Annotated in this window: 24 protein-coding genes and 1 pseudogene; 4 read left to right on the forward strand and 21 right to left on the reverse strand. The window is 36.1% G+C overall.

Annotated features, from left to right (window positions below; all coding sequences use genetic code 11):
• Window positions 1–15 precede the first annotated feature (15 nt).
• The 6 genes from lacC to RK02_RS06860 all read right to left on the reverse strand — a co-directional run bounded on the left by lacC (window position 16) and on the right by RK02_RS06860 (window position 5,160).
• The gene (gene lacC, locus RK02_RS06835; protein WP_016183526.1) at window positions 16–969 is read right to left on the reverse strand and encodes a tagatose-6-phosphate kinase; all 954 of its coding nucleotides are present in this window, start codon (window positions 967–969) and stop codon (window positions 16–18) included.
• Window positions 962–1,477: a galactose-6-phosphate isomerase subunit LacB gene (gene lacB / locus RK02_RS06840; RefSeq protein ID WP_016183527.1), complete on the reverse strand. Its 516-nt coding sequence runs from the start codon at window positions 1,475–1,477 to the stop codon at window positions 962–964. The genes lacC and lacB overlap by 8 nt, the downstream gene beginning before the upstream one ends.
• A gap of 28 nt (window positions 1,478–1,505) precedes the next feature.
• On the reverse strand, window positions 1,506–1,940 hold the full coding sequence (gene lacA, locus RK02_RS06845; RefSeq protein WP_016183528.1) for a galactose-6-phosphate isomerase subunit LacA: 435 nt from the start codon (window positions 1,938–1,940) through the stop codon (window positions 1,506–1,508).
• 143 nt (window positions 1,941–2,083) lie between these two features.
• On the reverse strand, window positions 2,084–2,962 hold the full coding sequence (locus RK02_RS06850; protein ID WP_016183529.1) for an alpha/beta hydrolase: 879 nt from the start codon (window positions 2,960–2,962) through the stop codon (window positions 2,084–2,086).
• 171 nt (window positions 2,963–3,133) lie between these two features.
• Window positions 3,134–4,477 carry a sensor histidine kinase gene (locus tag RK02_RS06855; RefSeq protein ID WP_016183530.1) on the reverse strand — a complete coding sequence of 448 codons (1,344 nt, stop codon included), beginning with the start codon at window positions 4,475–4,477 and terminating at the stop codon, window positions 3,134–3,136.
• Window positions 4,474–5,160 (reverse strand): response regulator transcription factor, encoded by a 687-nt coding sequence (locus tag RK02_RS06860; RefSeq protein WP_016183531.1) that lies wholly within the window; start codon window positions 5,158–5,160, stop codon window positions 4,474–4,476. The genes RK02_RS06855 and RK02_RS06860 overlap by 4 nt, the downstream gene beginning before the upstream one ends.
• 161 nt (window positions 5,161–5,321) lie before the next feature.
• Between RK02_RS06860 and RK02_RS06865 the strand changes: the two genes are divergently transcribed.
• Window positions 5,322–6,854, forward strand: coding sequence for an ABC transporter permease (locus RK02_RS06865; RefSeq protein ID WP_016183532.1), 1,533 nt, complete (start codon window positions 5,322–5,324; stop codon window positions 6,852–6,854).
• Window positions 6,855–6,873: 19 nt separating this feature from the next.
• The gene (locus RK02_RS06870) at window positions 6,874–7,542 is read left to right on the forward strand and encodes an ABC transporter ATP-binding protein (protein ID WP_016183533.1); all 669 of its coding nucleotides are present in this window, start codon (window positions 6,874–6,876) and stop codon (window positions 7,540–7,542) included.
• Between the two features lie 179 nt (window positions 7,543–7,721).
• Here RK02_RS06870 and RK02_RS06875 read toward each other — a convergent pair whose 3' ends face one another.
• The 15 genes and pseudogenes from RK02_RS06875 to ulaG all read right to left on the reverse strand — a co-directional run bounded on the left by RK02_RS06875 (window position 7,722) and on the right by ulaG (window position 22,170).
• Window positions 7,722–10,211: a glycosyl hydrolase 53 family protein gene (locus RK02_RS06875; protein ID WP_016183534.1), complete on the reverse strand. Its 2,490-nt coding sequence runs from the start codon at window positions 10,209–10,211 to the stop codon at window positions 7,722–7,724.
• Between the two features lie 107 nt (window positions 10,212–10,318).
• Window positions 10,319–10,705, reverse strand: a complete 387-nt coding sequence (locus RK02_RS12595) for a lactose/cellobiose PTS transporter subunit IIB (protein ID WP_425387167.1) — start codon at window positions 10,703–10,705, stop codon at window positions 10,319–10,321.
• A 35-nt stretch (window positions 10,706–10,740) separates the two neighbouring features.
• Window positions 10,741–12,004: pseudogene (locus RK02_RS06880) on the reverse strand (PTS transporter subunit EIIC); the annotation flags it as partial.
• A 78-nt stretch (window positions 12,005–12,082) separates the two neighbouring features.
• Window positions 12,083–12,403, reverse strand: coding sequence for a PTS lactose/cellobiose transporter subunit IIA (locus RK02_RS06885; RefSeq protein WP_016183536.1), 321 nt, complete (start codon window positions 12,401–12,403; stop codon window positions 12,083–12,085).
• Window positions 12,404–12,421: 18 nt separating this feature from the next.
• Window positions 12,422–13,822: a 6-phospho-beta-galactosidase gene (gene lacG, locus RK02_RS06890; protein ID WP_016183537.1), complete on the reverse strand. Its 1,401-nt coding sequence runs from the start codon at window positions 13,820–13,822 to the stop codon at window positions 12,422–12,424.
• A gap of 16 nt (window positions 13,823–13,838) precedes the next feature.
• Complete coding sequence (locus tag RK02_RS06895; RefSeq protein ID WP_016183538.1) at window positions 13,839–14,678, reverse strand: PRD domain-containing protein; 840 nt, start codon at window positions 14,676–14,678, stop codon at window positions 13,839–13,841.
• A 238-nt stretch (window positions 14,679–14,916) separates the two neighbouring features.
• Complete coding sequence (gene cbpB, locus RK02_RS06900; RefSeq protein WP_016183539.1) at window positions 14,917–15,381, reverse strand: cyclic-di-AMP-binding protein CbpB; 465 nt, start codon at window positions 15,379–15,381, stop codon at window positions 14,917–14,919.
• 12 nt (window positions 15,382–15,393) lie between these two features.
• On the reverse strand, window positions 15,394–16,395 hold the full coding sequence (locus RK02_RS06905; protein WP_016183540.1) for a carbohydrate-binding domain-containing protein: 1,002 nt from the start codon (window positions 16,393–16,395) through the stop codon (window positions 15,394–15,396).
• Between the two features lie 135 nt (window positions 16,396–16,530).
• The gene (locus tag RK02_RS06910) at window positions 16,531–17,244 is read right to left on the reverse strand and encodes an L-ribulose-5-phosphate 4-epimerase (protein WP_016183541.1); all 714 of its coding nucleotides are present in this window, start codon (window positions 17,242–17,244) and stop codon (window positions 16,531–16,533) included.
• Window positions 17,198–18,094, reverse strand: coding sequence for an L-ribulose-5-phosphate 3-epimerase (locus RK02_RS06915; protein ID WP_016183542.1), 897 nt, complete (start codon window positions 18,092–18,094; stop codon window positions 17,198–17,200). The genes RK02_RS06910 and RK02_RS06915 overlap by 47 nt, the downstream gene beginning before the upstream one ends.
• A gap of 1 nt (window position 18,095) precedes the next feature.
• Window positions 18,096–18,737 carry a 3-keto-L-gulonate-6-phosphate decarboxylase UlaD gene (locus RK02_RS06920; protein ID WP_016183543.1) on the reverse strand — a complete coding sequence of 214 codons (642 nt, stop codon included), beginning with the start codon at window positions 18,735–18,737 and terminating at the stop codon, window positions 18,096–18,098.
• 68 nt (window positions 18,738–18,805) lie between these two features.
• Window positions 18,806–19,108, reverse strand: a complete 303-nt coding sequence (locus RK02_RS06925; protein WP_016183544.1) for a PTS sugar transporter subunit IIB — start codon at window positions 19,106–19,108, stop codon at window positions 18,806–18,808.
• Between the two features lie 19 nt (window positions 19,109–19,127).
• Window positions 19,128–20,603 carry a PTS ascorbate transporter subunit IIC gene (ulaA, locus tag RK02_RS06930; protein ID WP_016183545.1) on the reverse strand — a complete coding sequence of 492 codons (1,476 nt, stop codon included), beginning with the start codon at window positions 20,601–20,603 and terminating at the stop codon, window positions 19,128–19,130.
• Between the two features lie 22 nt (window positions 20,604–20,625).
• The gene (locus tag RK02_RS06935) at window positions 20,626–21,084 is read right to left on the reverse strand and encodes a PTS sugar transporter subunit IIA (protein ID WP_016183546.1); all 459 of its coding nucleotides are present in this window, start codon (window positions 21,082–21,084) and stop codon (window positions 20,626–20,628) included.
• An 18-nt stretch (window positions 21,085–21,102) separates the two neighbouring features.
• Entirely contained in the window at window positions 21,103–22,170 is a 1,068-nt protein-coding gene (gene ulaG, locus RK02_RS06940; protein ID WP_016183547.1) for an L-ascorbate 6-phosphate lactonase, read from the reverse strand.
• Window positions 22,171–22,338: 168 nt separating this feature from the next.
• On the opposite strand from ulaG, the gene RK02_RS06945 reads away from it, so the two are divergent.
• Complete coding sequence (locus RK02_RS06945) at window positions 22,339–23,106, forward strand: hypothetical protein (RefSeq protein WP_016183548.1); 768 nt, start codon at window positions 22,339–22,341, stop codon at window positions 23,104–23,106.
• Window positions 23,090–23,851: a DeoR/GlpR family DNA-binding transcription regulator gene (locus tag RK02_RS06950; RefSeq protein ID WP_016183549.1), complete on the forward strand. Its 762-nt coding sequence runs from the start codon at window positions 23,090–23,092 to the stop codon at window positions 23,849–23,851. The genes RK02_RS06945 and RK02_RS06950 overlap by 17 nt, the downstream gene beginning before the upstream one ends.
• Window positions 23,852–24,479 lie beyond the last annotated feature (628 nt).

Here is a 24,479-nt window from a genome sequence, read left to right on the forward strand (position 1 = left end):
TTATTCACTCCGTATTCATTTGATTTTCATTACTTGAATTTGTTCTCTTAAAGCAGCTAATTTTTGTACATTAATTTTGCCCGTCTCATTTTCTTGCGCATTCAATATGCCACAAGCATTCCCTAAGCTTAAAATTTTTTCATCAGATAAATTTTGTACTAGTCCATAGGCTAAACCGGCTACGGTCGCATCACCTGAGCCTACTGGATTGCGCACCTCAATAGATGGAATGTAGACACGATAAAAATGATCATTATGCTTGGCAAATGCCCCCTCTGAGCCTAACGAAACAACAATCCATTCAATGCCAGCAAACAGTGGCTTAGCCAAAACATCGATGAGCTTCTTTTCTAGGTCTTCGCTAAAGGATTGGTGGACAATTTGACTTAATTCCGATAGATTTGGTTTAATCAGAGTTGGTTTCGCCGCAGAGTGTAACACCTTGACTAGGGCTTCATTGGCACAATCTAATAGACAAGGAATGTTCTTTTCACGACAAAGCTGAATGCATTTGACATAATAATCACTAGGCAGGCCTTGAGCTAGGCTACCTGAAATACAAACTAATTGTGTTTTGGGTAATAAATTGGCAAAGTGTTGTATAAAATGCACAGATTCAGCTGCTGTTAATGTAGGGCCAGGTTCTAAAAGCTCTGTTTGTTTTCCATCATGCAATATCGCTAGACAGTTTCTAGTCGGATAAGTAGTCGATAAAAAATCATGAGCTAAATGAATTGCATCTAATTGTTGCGTTACAAACTCACCTAAATTTCCCCCAATTATTCCCGTCGCTAATACAGGACAGGATAATTGGTGTAACACCCGCGAAACATTTAAGCCTTTTCCCCCAGCTGTTTTATAGACGCTAGTCACTCGATTGGTGGTAGCTAATTTTAAGGAATCCAGCTGATAGACAATATCAACGGAGGGATTCATCGTCACAGTTAAAATTGGTTTTGTTTTAGTCATGATAGTACCCTTGTTGCCACTTCAATAGAAATTCGTCAAAAAAATCAGGTGATTGTTGCTTGCTATCCTCGCTAATTAAACGATCGATTTTTTGAATTAACCGTTGATTTTCTTCAGTTGGTTGATATTTTGTTTGAATAAATGCTTCCACAATATCGCAAAGTAAAAATTCACCAATAATTTTTCCACCAAAGCCGATTACATTGGCATTGAGAAATTCCTTAGCATAAATGGCACTGGTCATGTCACGAACCAAAGCTCCCCGAATCCCTTTAACTTTATTCACCGCATTATTAATCCCAACACCTGTCCCACAGATACAAACTCCTAGATCAGCCTGTTTTGAAGCAACTGCTTCGCCAACCTTTTTACCAAAAATTGGATAGTGGGTACGGGTAAAATCATAGGTGCCTACATCTAGCACTTCATAGCCTTTCGCTTTTAAAAAATCAGATAATGCCATCTTTGTATCTGTCACAATATGATCACAGCCGATTGCAATTTTCATTGATATTCCCTCCATTTCAGTCATTTTATTAAGCCATTTTATTTAACATATCTACACGAATTTGGTGACGACCCGCTGCATAATGAGCAGATAAAAATTCTTTTACAATATTTTCAGCTAACTTATTGCCCACAATCTGCGCGCCCAAAGTGATCATCCGCGCATTATTGTGTTCTCTAGTCATATAAGCTGAACGCTCATCAGAAACCTCAGCGACTACCATTTGCTTTACCTTACAAGCAACCATAAAGCTACCTGCTCCATAACCATCCACCATAATACCTAGAGCCTCTGGATTTGTTTGAAGATGTTTACTTAAGTTTAATGTCCCTTCAACAAAATCACTGGCTGGTTGGGGATTTAGGTCAATTAGCTCATCACCTGCAAAAGACTGATGAATAAAGTCGACAAGGCGATTTTTCAAAATAAAACCATCATTATCCGCAGCAATAAATACTTTCATAATTGTTTACCTCTGTTTATTTATTTTTGATTACACAAACATAATAAAACATTTGCACACTTAAATCAACACAAAAAGACAAAAAAATATAGAAAAATGTTTGAATTTGACATTTTTCTATATTTTTTGTTTATTTTACTTGATTAAACATTTGCGTTTGGATTACTATCCGTTGCATCCGTTTGTTCTTGATCCATCATTTGGATGATTAATTTCATCACCTGAGCATTCTCTGGTAATTCACTATGAGTTGCTTCAACGATGACTTCCTGGTAATCATCGACGAATCCATATAATTTTTTACCAGCTAACACACTATTTAATGGTACAATCCCATCTGTATCCTGTGAAAGCGTACGGCCAGCTACATTGATTATTTGTAAATTAGTTGGTAATTGTTCCTGCTTGTCTAAGTAATGTTGCAGCCAGTTAGTGATAAGCAAGCGATTAGCATCACTGTTAGCAGCTAATTCTACATCATTATAAGGCGTACCTAAAGTCATCAAGGAAACTAAAGTTGGATCATCGGTACTATAAAAATTTTGTAAGTATTCAGTCATAACCAAACCACCATTGGAATGACCGACACAATGATACTGACTAAATTCATAACGATCCGCTAAATAATCCAAGGCAATTTTTAACCATTTTCCTTGCTGTACTAAAGCATCAATCCCATCATCAGCCTGCTCAAAGGCAATGACAAAAACAGGATGCCCACTTTTGGTATTGAGTCTGCCATTGATTTTTAAAGTGCCATCTGTCTGCACTGTAATCTTTTGAACACTTAAATCATCGTAAGCCTTGGATAATTTATCAAGTAGGCCATCAAAGCGACTAACCGTCCCATTTGTTCCTGGAATAAAGATTGTCGGCGTAGCAATACTCGTTTGTAATTCGCTAGCCAAAACCTGATATTTTTTATCATTAGGATCGATTAAAAAGGTTGGATTTTTAGAAAACAAGGCTAAGACGATGACCACTAACGGAAAAATAAAAAGATATTTTTTTAATTTAGCCAAACGATTCACTCCCTTAAAAACAATCAACAACGCTTTCTTAGTTGATTCTATTTTAAGTCTGCTACCTTAAATTTAACTTAAAGCTATCGTTCAATATATTAGGACTTATTGTTCACTTAGGCAAATCATGTGCTTAGGATTCATCTGCTTAGGGTAAATCTGCTCAAGCCGTTAGCGGTCATTCACCTTAGGATAACGTGGTAATTTTACTTGGAAAATCACCCCTCTTGGCAAACGGTCACGCACCGAAATTTTACCATGATGCTGGGTCACAATCTGTTTGGCAATCGTCAGCCCTAAACCATAACCACCCGTCTGTTTGGAACGTGAGGCATCTTCACGATAAAAACGTTCAAAAATACGTTGCTTGTGCTCATCACTAATGGAAGGACCTGAATTTTTCACCTCAATCAACCAATCATCTTTGGAGAGCTCTGATTGTAAAATAATTTCATCACCAGCTTGCGTATACTTTAATGCATTATCAAGCAAAATAACCAAAACCTGATGAATTTTCTTTTGATCGGCATAAACAGCTTCTTTAGCGAAGTTTTCCAAAGTAAAATGTTTTTCCTCTAATTCAGCAATTTCTTGAAAAGGGGCAGCTAGTTGTGCAATAAAAGCTTGCGGATCAAAGCTAGTCGCTTCAATCAATAGTTGGTTAGAATCACTTCGCGCAATCGTTAATAAATCAGCAGTTAAACTGGTTAGACGCCGCGTTTCATTTAATGCTTGCGCAATCGTTTCAGATTCATCCATAATGGTGTGATCTGGTTTAGTAAATAAACGTTGCAAACTATTTTGAATAATGGTTAAAGGAGTCCGTAATTCATGAGAAGCATTTTCTACAAATTCTTGCTGTCGTTGCCACGCAGAGAGAATCGGTTGCATATTTTTCTTTGATAAGTAATAGCTGATTGCAATCGAAATTAACCAAAAAATGACCATACAAGCTATCAAGATTGTCTTAAAGGTTTTCATCGATTCGCTAATTTGGTTTGTATTGGCTACCACCTGAATATACGCTACCTCATCGCCACTTGTTGGATTTTTAAAAGTAATGGAATGAAAGGTTAGCGGTGTATCGGTTGTAGTATCATCCACATTTAACGTCTGAATCTTGCTTAATGCTGATTTATCCAAACTTAATTGACTAATTTGCGTCAATCGCCCACCGATAATTTCCTTGTTAAGAATTTTACCGTCTTTTGACCAAAGAATAATCTGCGTATTAAATCGATTAGGTAGCATTTCATCCTTATGTTCAAATTTTTCGCTATCTTCCGTTCTTTCTTGAACTAAAAGAGGATCATTTTGCTCATATCGTGCAATTTCCATCTCGATTAAATGGGTATTTTTTTGCATTTGCTCTAAAGAATGATCGGTTTGCTGATAAGCTAAATTCTGCAATAATTGTAGAATAATAAATCCTAAAAGCAAAAAAATAGCGGCAAATGCAGTCACATTCATAACAAAAAAACGAATACGCTGCTTTTTATTTACTTCTTGATTCATTGTACTTCATCCATTTCCTTTAAGATGTAACCTACATTACGTAACGTTTTAATCGCTTGATCTACACCACTTGGTTTCAAATGTTTACGCAAGTGACTCATATAGACCTCTACTACGGTCAACGTTGTTTCAGAATCAAAGCCCCAAATACGGTCAAAAATTTGCTCTTTGGTTAAAATGACTCCTTTATTTTGAATAAAATAAACCAAAAGCTCGAATTCTTTCCCCTGAATCGGTAATAATTCGCCATTATAATACACTTCATTGGTATCTAGTTGGCAACTAATTGATCCAAAATGTAGCTGATTTTCATTATAAAGTCCCATTGAACGTTTTAATAAAGCTCGTATACGCATTAATAATTCTTCGCGATAAAAAGGCTTCGTTAAATAATCATCGGCTCCTTTTTGAAAACCTGTAATCTTATCTTCCAATGCATCTTTAGCCGTCAAAATTAAGACAGGCGTTTGAATTTGTTTTTTTCGTAATTCTGCAAGAAGCTGATAGCCATTTTTTCCCGGAAGCATTAAATCTAAAATGATTAAATCATACAAATTACTCTCAGCCTCATATAACCCCTCTTCTCCATCGTAACATTGCATGACCGAACCTATCTCTTGAACAATTTCTTTAATATTATCTGAAAGCGTACGTTCATCTTCAATAATTAGTAGTTTAATCATCTTTTAAAAACCTCCATCGACTCATTTTACTATAGTCATTTTATCAAAATTATCCTAAATCTACCTTAAAAATTTATTTATTCAACAAATTTGAATTTAAGGATGCTTTAAGTTAAGCCAATTATAGTTTAGGCAAATCAAAACCCTAGGAGGAGTTTCTCATGAATTTTATGAAAAGAGCCCTACAATATCTATGGGCAAAAAAAGGAAGAAGCCTACTGTTAATCGCAGTATTATCTACAATTATGATTTTTGTTTTAGCAGGCTTAACCATTTACAGTGCAGCAAAAGTTGCTACTGATAATGCCAAAAAAAGCGTTGGCGCAACGGTTACACTAACAGTTAATCGTGAAAACATGTTTAAAAATAGCACTACTACTAGTACTAGCACCAGCAGCAGTACCTCTACAAGCAGCAGTGACAGCGAAAGTAAACCAGATCCTGGTAGTTTCAGCCGGACACCGATCAACTTAACTGATGCACAGAAGATTGCCAAACTAGCTGGTATTAAATCCTATGTCTTTACCGCTAGCACCTCTGCTAATCAAAGTGATGGGATTGAACCAATTTCTAGCTCAGAAACTACAACAAGTTCAAGTACAACTAGCAGTACAGATGCCAATACTGCCGCAAGTAAATCCATGGGCGGCGAAAATCAAGGTGATGACAAACAAATGCAACAAGGCGATTTTCGCATCCAAGGTGTCTCAACCAGTGCTAATTATGATAGCTTTAGCTCAGGAACAGCAAAATTAATCAAAGGTAGTGGCATCACTGCCGAAGACGAAAATACTAACAACGTCTTAATTGAAAAAAGCCTAGCTGAAGCCAATGACCTAAGTGTTGGTGATACCTTTAAAATTAAAAATGCCAATGATGAAGATGTAACGGTAACTATTAAAGGAATTTACGAAACGACTGATACCGGCGATAGCATGGGCATGCAATTTAACTTCATGAACCCATCAAATACTATTATCAGCTCTTATACCTTTATCGCTACCATTAAAGATGATGGCGAAGAAGTTAGCTTAGATTCTGCGGTCTATACCTTAGAAGATCCAAAAGAAATGTCCAGCTTTGTTAAAAAAGCAGAAAAATTAATTGATACTGATACCTTTAGCTTACAAACCAACGATCAAATGTATCAACAAATGCTCCAACCATTAAACAATGTCGCTAGCTTTGCCAAAAATATCGTTTTATTAGTCGCCGTAGCCGGAATTGTCATTTTAACCTTATTAGTGATGATGTCCATTCGAGAACGTCGCTATGAAATTGGTGTATTACTTTCATTAGGTGAAGCACGTTTCAAAATTATTGGTCAATTCTTCCTTGAATTGCTTGTATGTATGATTTTTGCTTTAGGAATTGCTGGTGTTAGCGGTAATCTCGTGGGTAATGCAGTCGGCAACCAATTATTAGCTCAGCAAACCACTAGCCAAACCAATAGTCAATCAACCAATAATCAAAGCAATATGCCAAATGGTGGCCCTGGTGACAAAGGCGGTATGCGCCAACAAATGCAAAGTATGCTTAGCGCTTCAAGTGAAGTGAAAAAATTAAATATCTCTGTTAAACCAAAACAAATCGCTAGTCTAGCTGGCATCGGTCTGGGAATTAGCTTACTTTCCATTTTAATTGCCGCCACCGGTATTTTACGACTAAACCCTAAGAAAATATTAATTGATTAAATATAACGAGGTGAATCATATGATTTTGAAAACAGAAAAACTTGGATATTGGTATCAAACAGGAAATCCATTATTCCAGGATGTAAATTTAAATTTTGAAGCTGGTAAAATTTACGCGATTTTAGGCACAAGTGGTTCGGGAAAGACAACGTTTCTTTCCCTAATCGCTGGTCTAGATAGTCCCAAGGAAGGCACGATTTATTATCAAAATCAAGCCTTATCCAAGCTAGGCTTACAAAATTATCGACGCCAAGGAGTGTCCATCGTCTTTCAAGCCTATAACCTTTTACCTTATTTATCCGCACTTGATAATGTCTTAACGGCTATGGAGATTGCTCATTCACAACAAGCTGATTATAAAAGTTATGCGCTAGCTAATTTAGAAAAAGTAGGCATTACCGAAGATCTTGCTTACAAAAAAGTCTCCCAGCTATCTGGCGGCCAACAACAGCGTGTCGCAATCGTTCGTGCATTATGTTGTGAACACAATTTAATTGTCGCTGATGAACCTACTGGTAATCTTGATGAAAAAACTTCTCAAGAAATCGTGAAGTTATTTCAAGAAATTGCCCATCAGCAAAACAAGTGTATTATTCTCGTTACCCATGAACGAGAAGTTGCCAAGGCCTGTGATGTTGTTTACGAATTAAAGCATCAAGCCTTTCAATTAACCGAAGTTTCCGCTTAAAAAGCTTAAACTTAAAAATATTTAGCAAAAGTCAAGCTACGTTAGGTAAGTCAGCATTTAACTGATTGATCAAACAAACTTGACCAAAAAGCCTCAATGATTTACTACCCCTAAGGTTAATCATTGAGGCTTTTGATATAGTTTAAAGCCTATTTAATATATTCAACTTTATTAAGTGACTACAAGGTATAAAAAGCGATTCCTTCATAAGTGGTTATTTTTTTCAAAAGATTGGCTTCAAGCTGATTAGTCGTAAAGAAATGTGTATAACTCCCATTCGCTGCACGATAGTAAAAACGATAGACCGGCTTGCCTAACCTTTTATCCACCGAACCACCAATACAGCCTTCATTTTGCCAGCCTAAAGCAACTAACTGAGTAATTTCTGCTTGATTAGCTGAATAAAAATGTTCCCCTGAAAAAGGGTTATACAAGCGTACAATAGCTTGCCCTTCATTAGCCAATTGCCAAGCCGTACCTTCTAGCTGCCAACCTAATTTAAGTAAGCTATCACGTTCCATGACACTGAAGGTAAACAGATGCTGACCACTTTTCTCATGATACAATCTAAAAATCTGACCATGATCGACTTGCGTAACATCCACTAATGGCTTAGTGACCTTAGTCAAAGCTGCCAAGGCTGCATCTAGCGTGGCTAAATGCTGTTCTAGTTGCGTAAGCGTGGCATCTACAGTCGTATCTGGAATTTGCTGTAAGACAGCCTGCAAATTTAAATAGCTAGCTACTTGATAATCAGCACTTGAAATTTGTTTGGCTGTTTGTAGCTGCTGGGCTAGTTTTTCAAGCAATTGATCACGAGTTGGCGTTATTGGCGCTGTCGTTTCTCCCGTATCACTTTCCGATGAATCTGGGGTAGCTGGTGAATTTGGCTTAGTTGGTGTAGCTGCTTTGGTTTGGACCAAAATCCAATTATCCATTGTTCCCCAACAGCCAGCTGCACCATTTAACAAAACATTCAAATCAACAGTCGTATTTTGTGTTAATTCAAATTCAATTGACGGTGTTTGCCAGTTCATCCAGCCAGTTAATGACGTACGATTCCCTTGTGCTAAAATTTGTTGATTATCTTTGTGTTTAGCAACTAATTGAATTTGGCTATCTTGTGAACCTTGCGCACTCGCTAAAAAGCGATAAGTTCCTGGAGTTAAATTTACAGAAGTGCTTATCGTAGCAGAAAGTGCTTGATCTTGACGATAATAGTGTAACGCTTTACCGCTCTTACTATCACTAGTGACAATATTGAAATAATCAGCTGCATCGATTTGATAACCTTGTAAATCCTTTTCAAATTGGCCATTCGTTAGCAATGAATTTTTAAGTAGCTCATCTAAAGGATCACCGGGCATTTGTGGGCGCTCATCTTCTTTAGGTGCTACACCATAGCCAGTATTTACATATTTAAATACTGATAATGAAGGCAATGCTTGACCCTGCTGATTAAACAAAGCTTGATTATCCCATTCTGAACCACCATAATTGCTCATCGAAACATTAGGATCGTAGCCAATCGCCGCCTGAGAAGCCCAACCTGAACCATATTGCTCCCATTTAGCTAAATTATCTGCCCGGTTATGACTACCAACTGAAATCCAAGCTGGCTCCCAATAAAACACGCCTAGTGCATTACTACCGGCCTTAGCTGTAGCATCAATGACATCTCGTAAGGCATTGGCTTGCCCTTGAACGGTAGCTGGATAATTACCGGCATAAAGCTCTTCTGGTGTATCAATTACGTTTGGCTGACCATCACCATCAGCTAAAGTATACGCATAGCTCGTCTCAGCAATCATGGTTTTTTTCCCATATTGATCAGCAACCGTTTTTAAAATATCGGTCAAATTAGCCAAAGTTCCATGCCAAAAACTGTAATAACTTGTCGCAAACACATCATAATCAATTTGATGATTACTTAACTCATGTGCATAATTTAAAATTGTACTGGTCTTTTCCGGATTAGTAAAATGTAAGGCAACTAACATCGGATGATTAAAATCTTGACTAACTTCACGAATAGCCTTAGAACCTTGTGCAAACAAAGTATATCGTCCTTCGCCTGCCTCTCCACAAAGTCCACTACTAGTCGTCTCATTGCCAACCTGTACCATGCCTACATCAACACCCGCATTTAATAACTCAGTCAAACTATCTTTGGTATATTGGTATAAGGCCTGAGATTTAGTGGATAAATCCATCGATTGCCACGCTTTTGGTGGAATCTGTCTACCTGGATCAGCCCAAAAATCTGAATAATGGAAATCAATTAATACCTTCATACCCGCTTTGGTAGCGCGCTGACCTATTGTTTTCGCCACTTGTAAATCAACATTCCCTGCACCATAGCCTTGATTTTGCTCATTTTTAGGATTATTCCACACCCGAATGCGAACATAATTCACACCGTTTGCTTTAAAAATGTCAAAAATATCCTGCTGATTACCCTTAGTATCGAAATAGTGTATCCCACTATTTTCTTGAGCAATTAAAGTAGAGACATCTACCCCTTTGATAAAATCAGAAGTTAAGTCTTCCACCTTTCTAACATAAAAATCATCCTCTTGCGCATAGGTCTTATTAGTGGCAAAGCCTAGCATTCCTAGCGTTACTACTCCGCCAAGAATGGTAGCCATCAGCCATTTTTGCTTTTTCAATCGAACCCCTCTTTTCTTAATTAATATAAAAAAGATAAGACAGCCAATCATTGAATAAAGCAAAACTCTCTTTAATTTTGGCCATCCTATCTTTTAATTACAACTCATTAAAATTGTGCTAAAACAAAGTCAATAGCTGCCTTAGGATCTCTTGTTAAGCCGATATATTCAGCTCCCTTAGTTGCGATTAGCTTGATGCCTAAACGATCGGTATCAGTCTTAATATCTTCATAATACGAATTAACTTGTGGAGCTAAAACAACCATGTCATAATCTTGCATAATATCATAGTGAGAACCATAAGCGCCAGCTTGAGCATGAATGGGTTGGTGGTAAGCTTCTGCGCCTTCAGTTAACGCATTAGCCAACATTGCACTAGTTCCTGCACCCGCACATAAAACTAAGACATTAATTTCTTTTTCACTGACTGCTGAAGGTGTTACCACAGGTGTAGGCTCTTGCGCTTTTTGAGTGACAGCTGATGTATCAACTATGGCTGTTGCTTGAGCGGCTTCTTCTTTAGCCCGTGCACTTTCTTGTTCGACTAATAAATCATCATAGGCTTTACAAAACGGCAAATAAATGACAAAGTCTACTGCAATTAATACCAAAGCTAGCACTATCGATAATACACCCATACCTGTCCCTAAAATCAAACCAATTGGTGCAGGTGTCGCCCAAGGTAAGACGTACATGAAACTGTTCATTCCTAAAACGTCAACGAAAAATTTAAAAATACATACGTTAACCATTGGTGTCAATAAAAATGGCACAAAGAAATAAGGGTTTAAAATAATTGGGGCTGCAAACAATAAGGGTTCATTAACCGCAAAGCTCACTGGAATAAACGAAGCCTTTCCTACCGCTTTTAGCTGTTTTGATTTAGCAAATAAAAGTAAGATATATGGAACAACTAAAGTCGCACCCGTTCCTCCCATTGTACCTACAAAGTTACCTAAACCAACCGTCAACACATTCGCTGCATGTTGGCCATCTTGGAATAATTTTAAGTTGGTTTCAACATTCGCATAAATAATCGCTGCAATCGCTGGTTCAACAATCGAAGGACCATGAACACCCACAAACCAGAATAACGCCATCGCACCCCAGATAATTGCAATTCCTAAATAACCATCAGCAGCTGTAAATAAAGGTTGTAATAATGTAATGATTGCTTCAGCAAAGGACATCTTGAAGAAATAATGAACCAATAAATCTAAAATAACGGCGGCCATCACTGCAAAGGAGAATGGAAAAATATCTCTAAAGGTTTGAGAAATCGTCCCAGGTACTTCTTTAGGCATTTTAATAGTGATATCTTTTAATACACAGAATTTATACATATTTACTGTTACGAAAGCGGCTACAAAAGAAGCTAACAAACCTTTTGTGCCCATATAAGTAGTAGAAAAGTTACCATCCACTTGCGTAACACTTAAAAGTAAGAAGCTAACAATTGATGCCAACATCACTGAGGTCGTATTAATCACCTTGTTCTTAGGTAATTTACGATTCATCGACTCAGCTAAGCAACGTGCAGACGTGGCTGAAACCAATAAACCGACTACCCCCATCGAATAGCCATAAACCTTCCATAACCAAGTGGAAACGGCTGCTGGCCAAGTAAAGCCAAAAATTTCAGGTACCGCTGCAATCAAAATAAAAATACTTGAAAACAAGATGGCTGGCATCGCTGTTAAAAAGCCGTCCCTTACCGCACCAAGATAAATATTTCGTGAAAGTTTCTCAAAAAAAGGTTTCCCTTTTTCAATTTGTTTAATTAGTCCATTCATTTTATTTCACTCCTATTCTTTGGGGCTAGCCAAAAAACTAGCCCCACTTTTCCATCATTTTCCATTATTCTTTGAGGCTTAAAGCTCATTTTGTTTTTTATACAAAGTCACAAAATCCATAATTAATTCTTTTAATAATAAGGTCGTCATTAAATGATCCTGTCCATGAATGAAAATAAAGCCTAATTCCAAATCCTCGCCAGAAGCTTCCTGAGCTAAAATTTGTGTTTGGGCATTATGCGCCTTCGCTAAATTTTTATCCGCATCTTGTAATGCCGTCTGTACGTTGTCAAAATTACCTGATCGAACCTCCTTTAACAAATTTAGTAACGTACTTCTTGCATCACCAGAATAAGCCACAATCTCAAAACCTAGCATTTGTAATTCTTCTTTTTTCATAATCCTCGCTCCTAGCCATTAATTAATCCGTTTTGTTTCACTCAGACGTTTGAACCAATAAGCCGAGGCTTTTGGATAACGTTTTTGGGTAGCAAAATCAACATAAAATAGACCATATCGTTTGTTATAACCATTTGACCATGAGAATAAATCCATCAATGACCATAGGAAATACCCCTTCACATTCACACCCGCATCAATTGCATCGCTTAAAGCTTCTAAATAAACCTTCAAATACTCAATTCTTGGCTCATCTAAAATGACCCCATCTTCAAAGTGATCTTTATAGCCCATTCCATTTTCAGTAATAAAAATCTTTTGATAGTGTGGATAGTCCTGTTTAATTCGTAATAATAAATCATACAAGCCTTCTGGATAAATCAACCAATCCCAATCAGTGCGTGGAATGCCTTCTTTATAAATTCGCCGACCAATTCCCTTCACTTGATAAACCGAAGTACCTTTTTCTCCTGTACCATTATGATGAATCGCACTTTCTCCTTCAAAGGCCTCCACAAAATGACATTGATAATGATTAATTCCCAAGAAATCATTGCGTTTAGCTGCCTTTTTCATTTCTATAAAATCGTTTTCATCAAATTGATAGCTAAATTGATTCGCCTGTGCAATTTCATCTAAAGCCGCAAGCGTTTCTTTTGAATAATAGCCTAAATAAGTAGCATCTAGTAAAAAGCGAATCGATAAAGCATCATCTAAAAAGGCAGCGTGTTGATCAGCCTTTGAATCGCTGGCAGGATACTTAGTTTCTAGCGAATGAACGACTCCAATCTCACCTGGATAATGATTTTCTTTAAATAGATTGACCACTCGCGCATGGGCATACATCATTTGGTGTAAGCAAGTGATTACTTTTGATAAATCATATTTAATCCCTGGTGGAAAAATGCCCAATAAATATTGATTCGTAGCTACTGGATAAATCTCATTAAACGTACTCCAATAACGTACCTCAGGAAACTCCTCGAAACAAAAATGCGCATAATCGACAAAGGCATCGATGGTTTTGCGATTTAGAAAATCTCCTTGATCAAATAATGCTTTAGGTGTATCAAAGTGATGCAGCGTTACAAAAGGCAGTACCCCATGCTTTTTACACTCCGCAAAAACACGATGATAAAAATCTACCCCTTCTTGATTAACCTTACCGACACCTTCTGGAAAAATACGGCTCCAAGCAATCGATAAGCGTAAACCATTCACCCCAAACTTTTGACACAAAGCAATATCTGTTGCATATTGATGATAAAAATCACTGGCTGGATCTGGTGAAAAGCGTCCTTGTTCAGCTAAAAAGGCATCCCAAGCGACCTCACCTTTACCACCTTCTTTTGTTGCACCTTCTGCTTGATAGGCGGCTGTTGCACCACCAAAAATAAAATCAGCTGGTAAAGTTTTCATTGATTTTCCCTCTTTCTTAAAGCAATCGTTGAATATGAATCGTTAAATAAATCATTTCATTATTACTTAATTCTTTATTGTATTGATGTTGGATTAAAGCAAATAACTGATTACTTAATTGATAGGCTGTAGGATAATCTTGTTTCAAGCTTTGATCTAATTGCTCAATAAAGTCATCTGATTGCTGGCAATCTTCCTCAATACGATCAATAAAATAAGATAAATGAATCATCAGCCGGTCATAAAAGTTTTGATTCTTCTTAGTACGAATCACTTGATGATCTTCTAAAAAATCCTTAATCTTTAAAATTAATTCATTCTTCTTTTCTTGATGAATTTCAGTTGGACTATCACCTTGTTTTTTGGCATTAATAAAATGTAAGGCAATACGCGTTTGTTCATCTTTAGGAAATTTCATCCATAAACGCTTTTGAATGATTTGAATGGCCTCTTTAGCAATTTCGTATTCCACTGGGTATTGTGCTTGCATAGAAGGCAGTTTACTTTCAACATATTCATCATTTTTTAAATGCTGATAGCTCCAATAAATATGATCGGTTAAGGTAACATAGAGATATTCTTGTACCTGATATTGATAACGCTTAATGCCATTTTCGATAATTTCATAAGTCGTCGTAATGAAGTCTAAAGGGATTTCTTTAAGCAATGTGGAGAAATTTAATTGGGCTTCTTGATTTTTCAAAATAAAAATCTTATCCACTTTTTCACTAGAGATTAAATCTCCCTTTTTCTTTTGAAATGCGATGCCAGCCCCCATTACGATTGCTTGCTCTTCTTGATTGGTCCTAACAATCGCTACATTGTTGTTTAAGGGTTTTATCACACGGTACCTCACTTCTTTATCCTCCTTTAATTTTTACAAATAAAAAAATACCCCAAACAACTGATGTAAATACGTAAAATCTACATCAACCATTTGCGGTATTGCCTGCTTTTATTCCAGTCACAATCCACTGATATTCAGTTCTTTGCTTTACGGTTTTTATTTTAGCACTTTATCTTTTATTTGTAAACACTTTCTTTTTATAAATGTTCGATTTTTTTTATTTTTGTTTATTACCGATAAAATTTACCTATTTTGCTTGTAAATCATATGTTTTTTCCACAGTGTGTAACAAATGGTTAACTGATTTTAACACAGATTTACGCGTAATAATACCTAAAAAATAGCCAAACTCATCAACTACAGCTAAAAAATTTTGATCGACTAGTAAATGAAAAATTTTTTCCAAAGGTTCACCTAAAAGCACTTTAGGATAATCCGTCTCCATCACTTCCCAAACTTGACGTTGTTTCAATTTTTCTGGTTTTAAGCCTTCAATATCAACAGCTAAATTTAAAATATCAACAATCCCAATCAAGCCTACTAGCTGTTCACAATCATTTAAGACTGGCACCTTGCTATAACGTGTACGTAATAAAATTAATAACGCATGATCTAGAGGATGACTTTCATACAAAGTTGCCACGTCCAGTGCATCTTGATAGAATGTCGCCCCACTATCTAAAAGAATTGCTTGCATTTTTTTACTAATCATAATTCTTACCCCTTAAATACTCATTTCACTGGTAACGGTGAAATAATTATTGCCTTTTTCTGTATCCATCGATTCATCTTGCTCTTGGACTTGATCCACACTTGTGCTCAATTGCTTAGTCGTTAATTGCGTATCATTCATAGAGAAGAATTCGCCAATTTGCATTGCTGACTGACCATAATTTAAATCAAGTGAAGAAGATTGAATCGTTAAATTACCGGATTGCTTTTCATCCATCGCAACTAATGCGGTTTGTTCCGTTTGAATATTCAAATTTGCTTGTTGAATGGCTAAATCTTTAGTTGTTGAAATTGCTGTTTGTTGCGTATTCAAATAATAATTGCCACCAACTAAGTTTACAGCTGCTGTTGCCTCTATGCCCTTTCCTTGTTCATTAATTAGGTTAAATTCTCCTTGATTATTGATACGTAAAGGTGCACTAGTAGTAATCGCACTTATCTCATCAGCTGCTTGTGTGCCCTCTTGAATAGTAGCTGTCGATTCCAGTGATGCTTGCTGATAAATAGTTAACGACTGTTCACTTGGGATAAATAAATCGACTGCTTTGGCTTGTTTTATCTCAATAGAAGTTTGTTGCGTATTTGCAATAGTTACTCCCTGCATAATTAACCCAATGGATTCATCACTCGCCAAATCAATAACCAAACTCTGATTGGTCAATGTTCCCGACAAACGATATAAGCCAGGGGTAGTTAACAGCAATTGATTCGGCACTTGATTTTGATTTGTTGTATTGGTTATATCAGAAAGACTTGCCAAATCAATATCGGTAAATAATTTATATTTGGCATAGTCTACTAAATCGCCTAAACCTAAATATGGCGTTTCGTCTATAGTATTCTCCTCAAGCATCGCTGACGATAAAAATGATTCCGTCACTTCACTTGTATTGGATAAACGCGGATGTAACAGTTCTTGAGCTTGAATTGGGCTTGTTTTGAATAAAGCTAATGTGGTACTAGCAATAAGTAATGAATAAATAATTTTCTTCAATCTGACCACCTCTAAGTTTTCCTGTTGCTTTCATACTAGGCGTTTTAACTTAAAGCTGTCTTAAAAATGGTTATGAAAAAATTAAAAAGAGCCGCTCCCCCTGCCGCTCTTTTCATCAAAGTAATTTTATTAAATTTAATTTTGCCCATAATAAGCATTTTCACCATGCTTACGGTAATAATGTTTATCCAATAAAAATTGATCAATACGAGTAACTTTAGGACTTAATTGCTCGGTTACTGTCGCCATTTTAGCCACTTCATCTAAAACAACACTATTTTGGACCGCTTTGGTCACATTTTCTCCCCAAGTAAACGGACCATGACCACTAACCAAAACCGCTGGACAAGCCAGTGGATCAAGGGCTTTTTCTCTAAAAGTCTCAACAATCACTTCACCAGTTGCCTCTTCATAGCGTTTGGTGATTTCTTCTTCAGTTAAATCGCGGGTACATGGGACATTGCCATAAAAAGTATCCGCATGCGTGGTTCCATAGGCTGGAATTGCTCGCTTAGCTTGTGCCCATTGTACGGCATGAACTGAATGCGTATGAACAATTGCTCCAATAGCTGGAAAATCACGATATAAAACGACATGCGTAGGTAAATCAGAGGATGGACGCAGACTATCTGGCTCTAAAAGATTACCTTGTAAATCAGTCACCACCATATCCTTTACTTGCATCGTATCATAGCTTACCCCACTTGGCTTGATGACAATAATCCCTAAATCACGATTTATTTCACTAACATTCCCCCAGGTTAGTTTAATTAAACCTTCATTAGGTAATTGTAAGTTAGCCTTAAACACACGCTCTTTCATTTGTTGAATGATTTGTTCGTTGTTCAAGATAGTTCGCCTCCTGCATTTTTCCTAAGATAAATGATTTTGCCTCTTTAATTTCTTGTACTGGATTATTACTTGTTTCACTCCACATTTCAATGACTAATGGTCCATTATACCGCAGCTGCTTTAAAGTCTTAAAGCAACCGACAAAATCCACACATCCTTCACCAAATGGAACTTCCTTAAATTTCCCAGCAAAATCCTTCGTTACTGCTAAAGTATCTTTCAGGTGAATCTGATTGATATGACTAAAACCTTTTTCCAGCTCGTACGCAACATCATTTTCACCCCAAGCAGATAAATTGCCTAAATCTGGATAAACCTGTAGATAAGGAGAAGGAATTTGTTCCTTAATTTTTAAAAATTTGGTGATAGAAGAAATAAATGGATCATCCATAATTTCAATCGATAAAACAATCCCCTTAGCCGAGGCCATCGAAACCGCTCGCTGTAGATTTTCTAAAAAATAAGCTCTAGTAGTAACATCTTTTTCTTCGTAATAAACATCATAACCAGCTAGTTGAATACTGCGAATTCCTAAATCTAAAGCTAATTGAATAGCCTTATCCATAATCACCATAGCCTCTTGACGAATATTTTCCTCATGTGAGCCAAAAGGAAAACGCCGATGACCACTTAAGCACATGGATAATATTGGCATTTGGGTCTCAAAAATTGCTTGTCTAACCTCCTGCCGTTGTTCCTTAGTCCAATCTAGACGCGACAAACGATCATCTGTTTCATCTACCGAAATTTCAACAAAATCAAAACCTAGATCTTTAGCTAGTATTAAACGTTCATACCAAGAAATCCCCTTAGGCAAGGCTTTTTCATAGATTCCTAAAAGGCCCATATTACTCACCCCAAATACGTTTAATTTCTGCCATAAAATCTAAAGCCGCTTGACGTGGGTTTTCAGCAGCAGTAATACCACGACCTGTAATAAAAGTATACACATCAATACCTTCAAATAATTTCAACGTATCCACGCTTAGCCCACCGGTTACTGATACTCTAAAGCCCATGTCAATTAATTTTTTGACCTTAGTCAAATCCTTTTCACCCCAAGTTTCACCGGCAAGCAGCGCATCGCGACTTTGATGATAAATCGCTTGACTAATTCCGGCATCTAGCCATTGCTGAGCCTGTTCATAGGTCCAATCACCATATAATTCAACTTGAACCTCTGTAATTTCTTTAGCCGCAGCCTTCATGGTTGGAATCGTTGCTGCACAAATCACCGTCATCCAATCGGCACCAGCATTGGCACAATTTCTAGCAACAGTCGTACCAGCATCCGCACATTTAGTGTCCGCTACAATCTTTTTATCTGGAAATAAAGCTCGAAAACTCTTAATCGTTGTATCACCCGTTTGTAGCAAAAGGATCGTTCCTGCTTCGATAATATCTACTACATCGCCAACATTCTTAATATCTGCTAAAGCGCTAGGTAAGTCTGAATGATCACAGGCAATTTGTAAATTTGGTCTAGTCATTTCTTATTCCTCTTTTCTTTATAAAATCATCAAGTAAGACTCGCTTACTTGATGATTTACTACTATATTTATTTAATAAATCTTGCTGCTAAATCTGTTTCTCTTACACGATCAGTAATTTCTTTTGGAGACATTACATTTTTAATGCCAATAACTGTCACACCTTTTTCCTTCGCATGATCAAACATATTTAAAAAATTCATTGGTGTGAAAACAACATCATAGTTTTTAGCAGTACTTTTGCCTTCTGCAATTGCACAGTGATGAATATTCGTAATCTTGAACCCTTCTGCCTTCAAGGCTTTTTCTACACTTCTCATCATCATTAAACTTGTTCCTGAACCATTGGCACATGATACTAAAACTCGCATTTTTTATTCCTCCAATTCATTAAGCTTTTTGTGTTTTTTGTTCAACATACGCATCATAGTCATCTACAATTAAGAAATACCCTTTTGGATTTGCCCGATATTGTAATTGTGGGATTACTAGTAAAATCACCACAACTAAAGCCACACCGATAAAGCCAAGGAATTTCATCGATACGGTAATTCCTGGCCAAACCGTTGCCCAGTCGAACATGCCAATATAACCACCATATTGAGATAGTCCTACCCAAGTAGCGATTAAAGCTGACCCTCCAACTTGAATTAATCCAGAAATAAATGGGAACAACATCGCTGCTTTAATGCCTCCACGGTTATTGGCAAAAACTGCAATTGCCGCATTGTCAAAGAACAATGGAATAAAACCGGCTACAACAATTGTTGGCGATTTCAATAAAATCAACAACATAATCATAATAAATTGTCCTAAAGCTCCAAATAAGAAACCAACTGTCACGGCATTAGATGAACCAAAGGCAAATGTTGCTGCGATATCAATTCCTGGTACAGCACCCGGTAATAAAGTATTAGAAATACCATTAAACGAGTCAGTTAATTCTGCTACGAATGTCCGTACCCCTAATTGTAAGATAGCTAGATACACCGCAAACATTAAGGAAGTTTGCAAAATATAGAATAAGAAACTTTGACCTGGTTGCATAAAGCCAGCATTTAACAAATAATCCTGACCTAAGACAACTAAAATAATACCGAAGAATAAGAGCATTAAAATTGAGGTTGCTACCATATTTTCATTAAACATAGATAAGAATCCCGGTAACTCAATATCTTCTAAACGTTTATTTGATTTATTCTTTTTAAAGCGTTCAGATAATTTAGCAAATATAAAGATTCCAAACATCTGTTGGTGAGCTACCGCAAAACCGGCTCCTTCAGTTAAATCCTGACAAATATCTACTGTCAGGTTTGAACCAACTGCCCAATAGCAACCTAAAATTAAGCCCATAACTAATAATACTTCAATTCGACCTAATTGTGGGAAACAAAATAGTAATAACCAAAAGGCTGTTGCTGCTTGTTGTACTTGAACATTACCAGTTGTAAATACGGCACGTAATTTGGTGTACTTTCTAAAACGAACTAAAACAATATTGAAAATAAAAGCAATCAATAATAAGAGCATAGTATCTCCAAAGGTACGACCGAATGTTTTTTCAATGCCTTCAGTCACCGCATTTTGACCAAAATACGGGTCGGTTACCATCGCATGTAAATGGAAACGATCCTTTAAGCCAACTAAAATTGGTCTGAAATTATTCACTAAGCCGCCAGAACCAACTGTTAAAATCAAATACCCAACTGTCGCTTTTAAAAAGCCAGAAATAGATTCGTAGAGTGGACGTTTTAATAGGACATAACCTATAAAAACAATTAAACCGATTAAAAATGCTGGTTGGGTCAAAATATTTTTGGCAAAATACTCCCAAATTACTAATAATATGTTCCCTACTTTTTCCATTGATAGACGCCCCCTTTAATCATTAAATTGCGTATTTTTCCATAATTTTTAAATAATCATCCATAGTTTGAATGGTCATTAAATCATCCACTAATCCTTCAGTCATCAACATCTCAGATAAATTGGCAATATTATTCATGTGTTCTTCCCCATTTTTGGCAGCCAGGGTGAAGAAAAGCTTGGCTTGCTTTTCTTCATTGCCCTCTTCAAAATAGACTTTTTCTGGTAAAATCGTAAAGCCAATTCCGGTGCCAAGTACCCCCTGATTGTTTGCTGATGAATGAGGCATCGCTACATTGGGAATAATTACAATATAGGGACCATACTCATGGACATCACGGATTACTGATTGAATATATTCATCTGTAATTAGTCCTCTTTCTTTTAAAATTTCACCACTGATTTCAATAGCTTCCTCCCAATTTTTAGGGTGTTTATCAGTTATATTGATTAATTGGTTATCATAAAAATATTTCAGCATTACACGCAGCCCTTTCGATTATAAGAATGATGGGAATGGAGTATCATTTTCTTGCGTAAAGCAATCAGAAAATCCTCGATCAAAATTAAATTCCATATCATCTTTATTTGTTGGATAGACAAATTTCCCACCAACTTGCCAAATATATGGTTTAAATTGATATTGCAAACGATCTTTTTTAAATTTCCAAATTTCAATAATTTCTTTTGGATCGGCCATGAAGTTAGACCAAATATCATAGTGAACTGGAATGACTACTTTCGCATTTAATGATTCAGCCATCCTTAACATATCTACGGAAGTTACCTTATCTGTAATTCCTCGAGGATTTTCCCCATAGGCGCCTAAGCAAACATCAATTGCATATTCATTTCCATGTTTAGCAAATAGATTTGAATAATGAGAGTCCCCAGCATGATAAATATTACCGCCAGAAGTCTTAAATAAATAGTTAACCGCAATTTCATCCATATCCTGTGGTAATTTACCTTTTAAAGTAATTTTAGGATCGCTACAAGTCACTAGTGCAGTACGGTCAAACGCTTCTAGTGCAACAATAGTCACATCTTTAATCGTTACCTCATCTTTAGGATGAACAACAATCGTCTTTTCTTTTGGAATCCCCCATCCTAACCAAGTATTCACTACCTCTTGTGGTCCAATAAATTTAGCCTCTGGACAATTTTTATGAACGGCTGCGGCAGTATTGATATCTAAATGATCAGAATGAATATGCGTTACAACTAAAGCGTCTACGTTCTTGACTTCAAATGGATCAATCACAAATGGTTGTGTACGTAAATTAGGCTGTAATTTTTTCACCCCACTCATGCGCATCATTTGATGTCCATCCTTCATCAAACCATTCCCATGGCTACGCTTACCCGTACCACACCATAAATCACATAAAATATTCGTTCCTTCATGCGATTTTAACCAAATACCTGTACAGCCTAGCCACCACATTGCAACAGTATCTTTTTCTACCTTAGTGTCAGCAATTTCTTCATTTAAATAAGTTCCCCATTCTGGAAATGTTGATAAAATCCAACTTTCTTTTGTTACTTCATTGACATTACTTACCATAATTCTCACTCCAAAACATCATTTATTTTGCTTTACACTTTCATTATAGTGAATTTGTATTCGTTTACAAACACATTATATGTTAATTTAGTCACTTTTATGATAATCAACTTATTTTTTATGGTAATAAAAGCAATTATATGTTAATATGCCCTTGAGGTGAGAAAAATGAACAAAAATACCACGAAATATCTCTTATTATTTGTAAAACAGTATTATATTTGGGCAGTCATCGCTATTTTTAGTCTATATTTAATATCCGTTATAATGAAAACGCCTTCTATTAGTGGAAAATTTTTCTTTCTAATCATGGGTAGCTCAATTATCATTGGAGGAATTTATTATGAATACTTAAAAAAAATCTATCAAAAAATGATTATTGCTCAAACGCAAAGGCTTGATTTAGCATTGGCAAAACAATATCAAGAGCAATTAGAAAAATTAGATTTTTTCCATGGATTTAAAGGTTCAATAATCTTATTTGATACTCTTTGCTTAATTGATCAACAAAATTATCTTAACTGTTTACAGCATTTAAAAAAGAATGAAGCCTTTTTTAAGGCAAAATTAGATTACCTATTTATCTTTTATTATCATCAGCTATTGTGCTACTATTTTCTAGATCAGACGACAAATGCACGCGTAATAATGGCAAAATTAAAGCAATTCAAAACGATTAATCAGAAAAAATTATCTCCACTTTTTTCATTTGAACAGATTGATGGTATTGAGTATCTGTTAAATAACCGAAATCAAAAAGGCTTAGCTACCTTAGAAGCAATTGATACACACCATTTCAATCCAAGAGAAAAAATACTCCACTATCAAATTATGCTAAAAGTAGCGAAACAAAAACAAGAGACAAAGCGAATAATCAATTATCAAAAAACAATTCAAAATTTAACTGGTGGTGAGAAAAATGAAACGATCAAATGAGGAAATTCGCCAACGAAGAGAAGAGATTCTACATTATTTACTAGAAAATGGTAAAACTGAAATAAAAAAGCTAAGTCAATACTTTCAAGTATCGGAAATGACCATTCGCCGAGATTGTGCAAAATTAGCCGAAATGGGGCAAATTACTCAATCCTTTGGCATCGTGGAATGTTATCAAGAAGTTGAAGGACAAAAAAATGATCCCTTAGAACAAATCAAGCTTGCCCTTGCTAAAGAATCTGCTCGCCACGTAAAAAATGGAGACACCCTTTTTATTAATACAAGCTCTACAGCGACCGCAAGCTTGCAATTTCTAAAAGACACGAGCATCATCCTGATGACTAATAATTTAGCTGTAGCCAAGATTGAACACCATCCTGATTCCTCTATCATTCTTAGTGGTGGAGAAATTCGCTATTCAAAACAAGCGTTAACAGGTGATATAGCTGTCGATTCCTTTGCTCATGCTCGTTCTGATATAAGTATTATTGGCTGCGATGGTGTTGATTTAACTACAGGTATTACTACTTCCGTTTTTCATGAAGCAAAAATCAATTCAAAAATTATCGAGAACTCATCTACCTTAATCGTGGTCTGTGATTATCGCAAAATAGGACATCAAGCAAATTTCACTATTGGTAAAATAGAAGATATCGATATCTTAATTACTGATTCCTATGCAGACGAAAAAGTTTTAACGGCATTAGAAAAGATGGGAATCCAGATTATTCAAGTGCAGGTCTAAAAATGACCTTTAATCTCCTTACATACAAACAAAAACGAGGCTGAAAACTCAGCCTCGCTTTTGTGTTATGGGAAAGGATAGTATATAAACCTTGAAACAACTCATTTAAGGTATCGGTCTCTCAACCGTACACTTCGTATTGTACTGCTAATTTGTGAAAAAGGCTACACCTTTATCATCAATAATAAGAAGTTAAAGCAAAAACTTAACAAAACAAGCTAAATCACTGTACTTCAACTAATATAATTTCAAATTTAGGCTTATCTTCACAATAAAATTTACTTAAACATTCATAATTTGTATACACAAGTAGACAACATAGATTCGTTGCTCCGTATAGCACAGTAAACCTTCGTAATAAAATATCGGCATATATATAATAAACCACTTACTGTATTAACTAACATAACTATACAAGATAATTGAGACAAAACGATTACATCAACACCTTGCACAAGAAATATAACATCACTTTTGTTCTTTGTCAACAATAAAATAAACCTCAAAATATAATCATTCCTACGCAATCATGCTCCACTGACTTAGTATAATCATATCATTATCAAATAATAATAAAAAAAACTATCATTCGTAAAACGTTTTCTATAACCTTAAATAAATTATAGGT

This window comes from Enterococcus columbae DSM 7374 = ATCC 51263, assembly GCF_000406925.1.
GTDB lineage: Bacteria > Bacillota > Bacilli > Lactobacillales > Enterococcaceae > Enterococcus_E > Enterococcus_E columbae.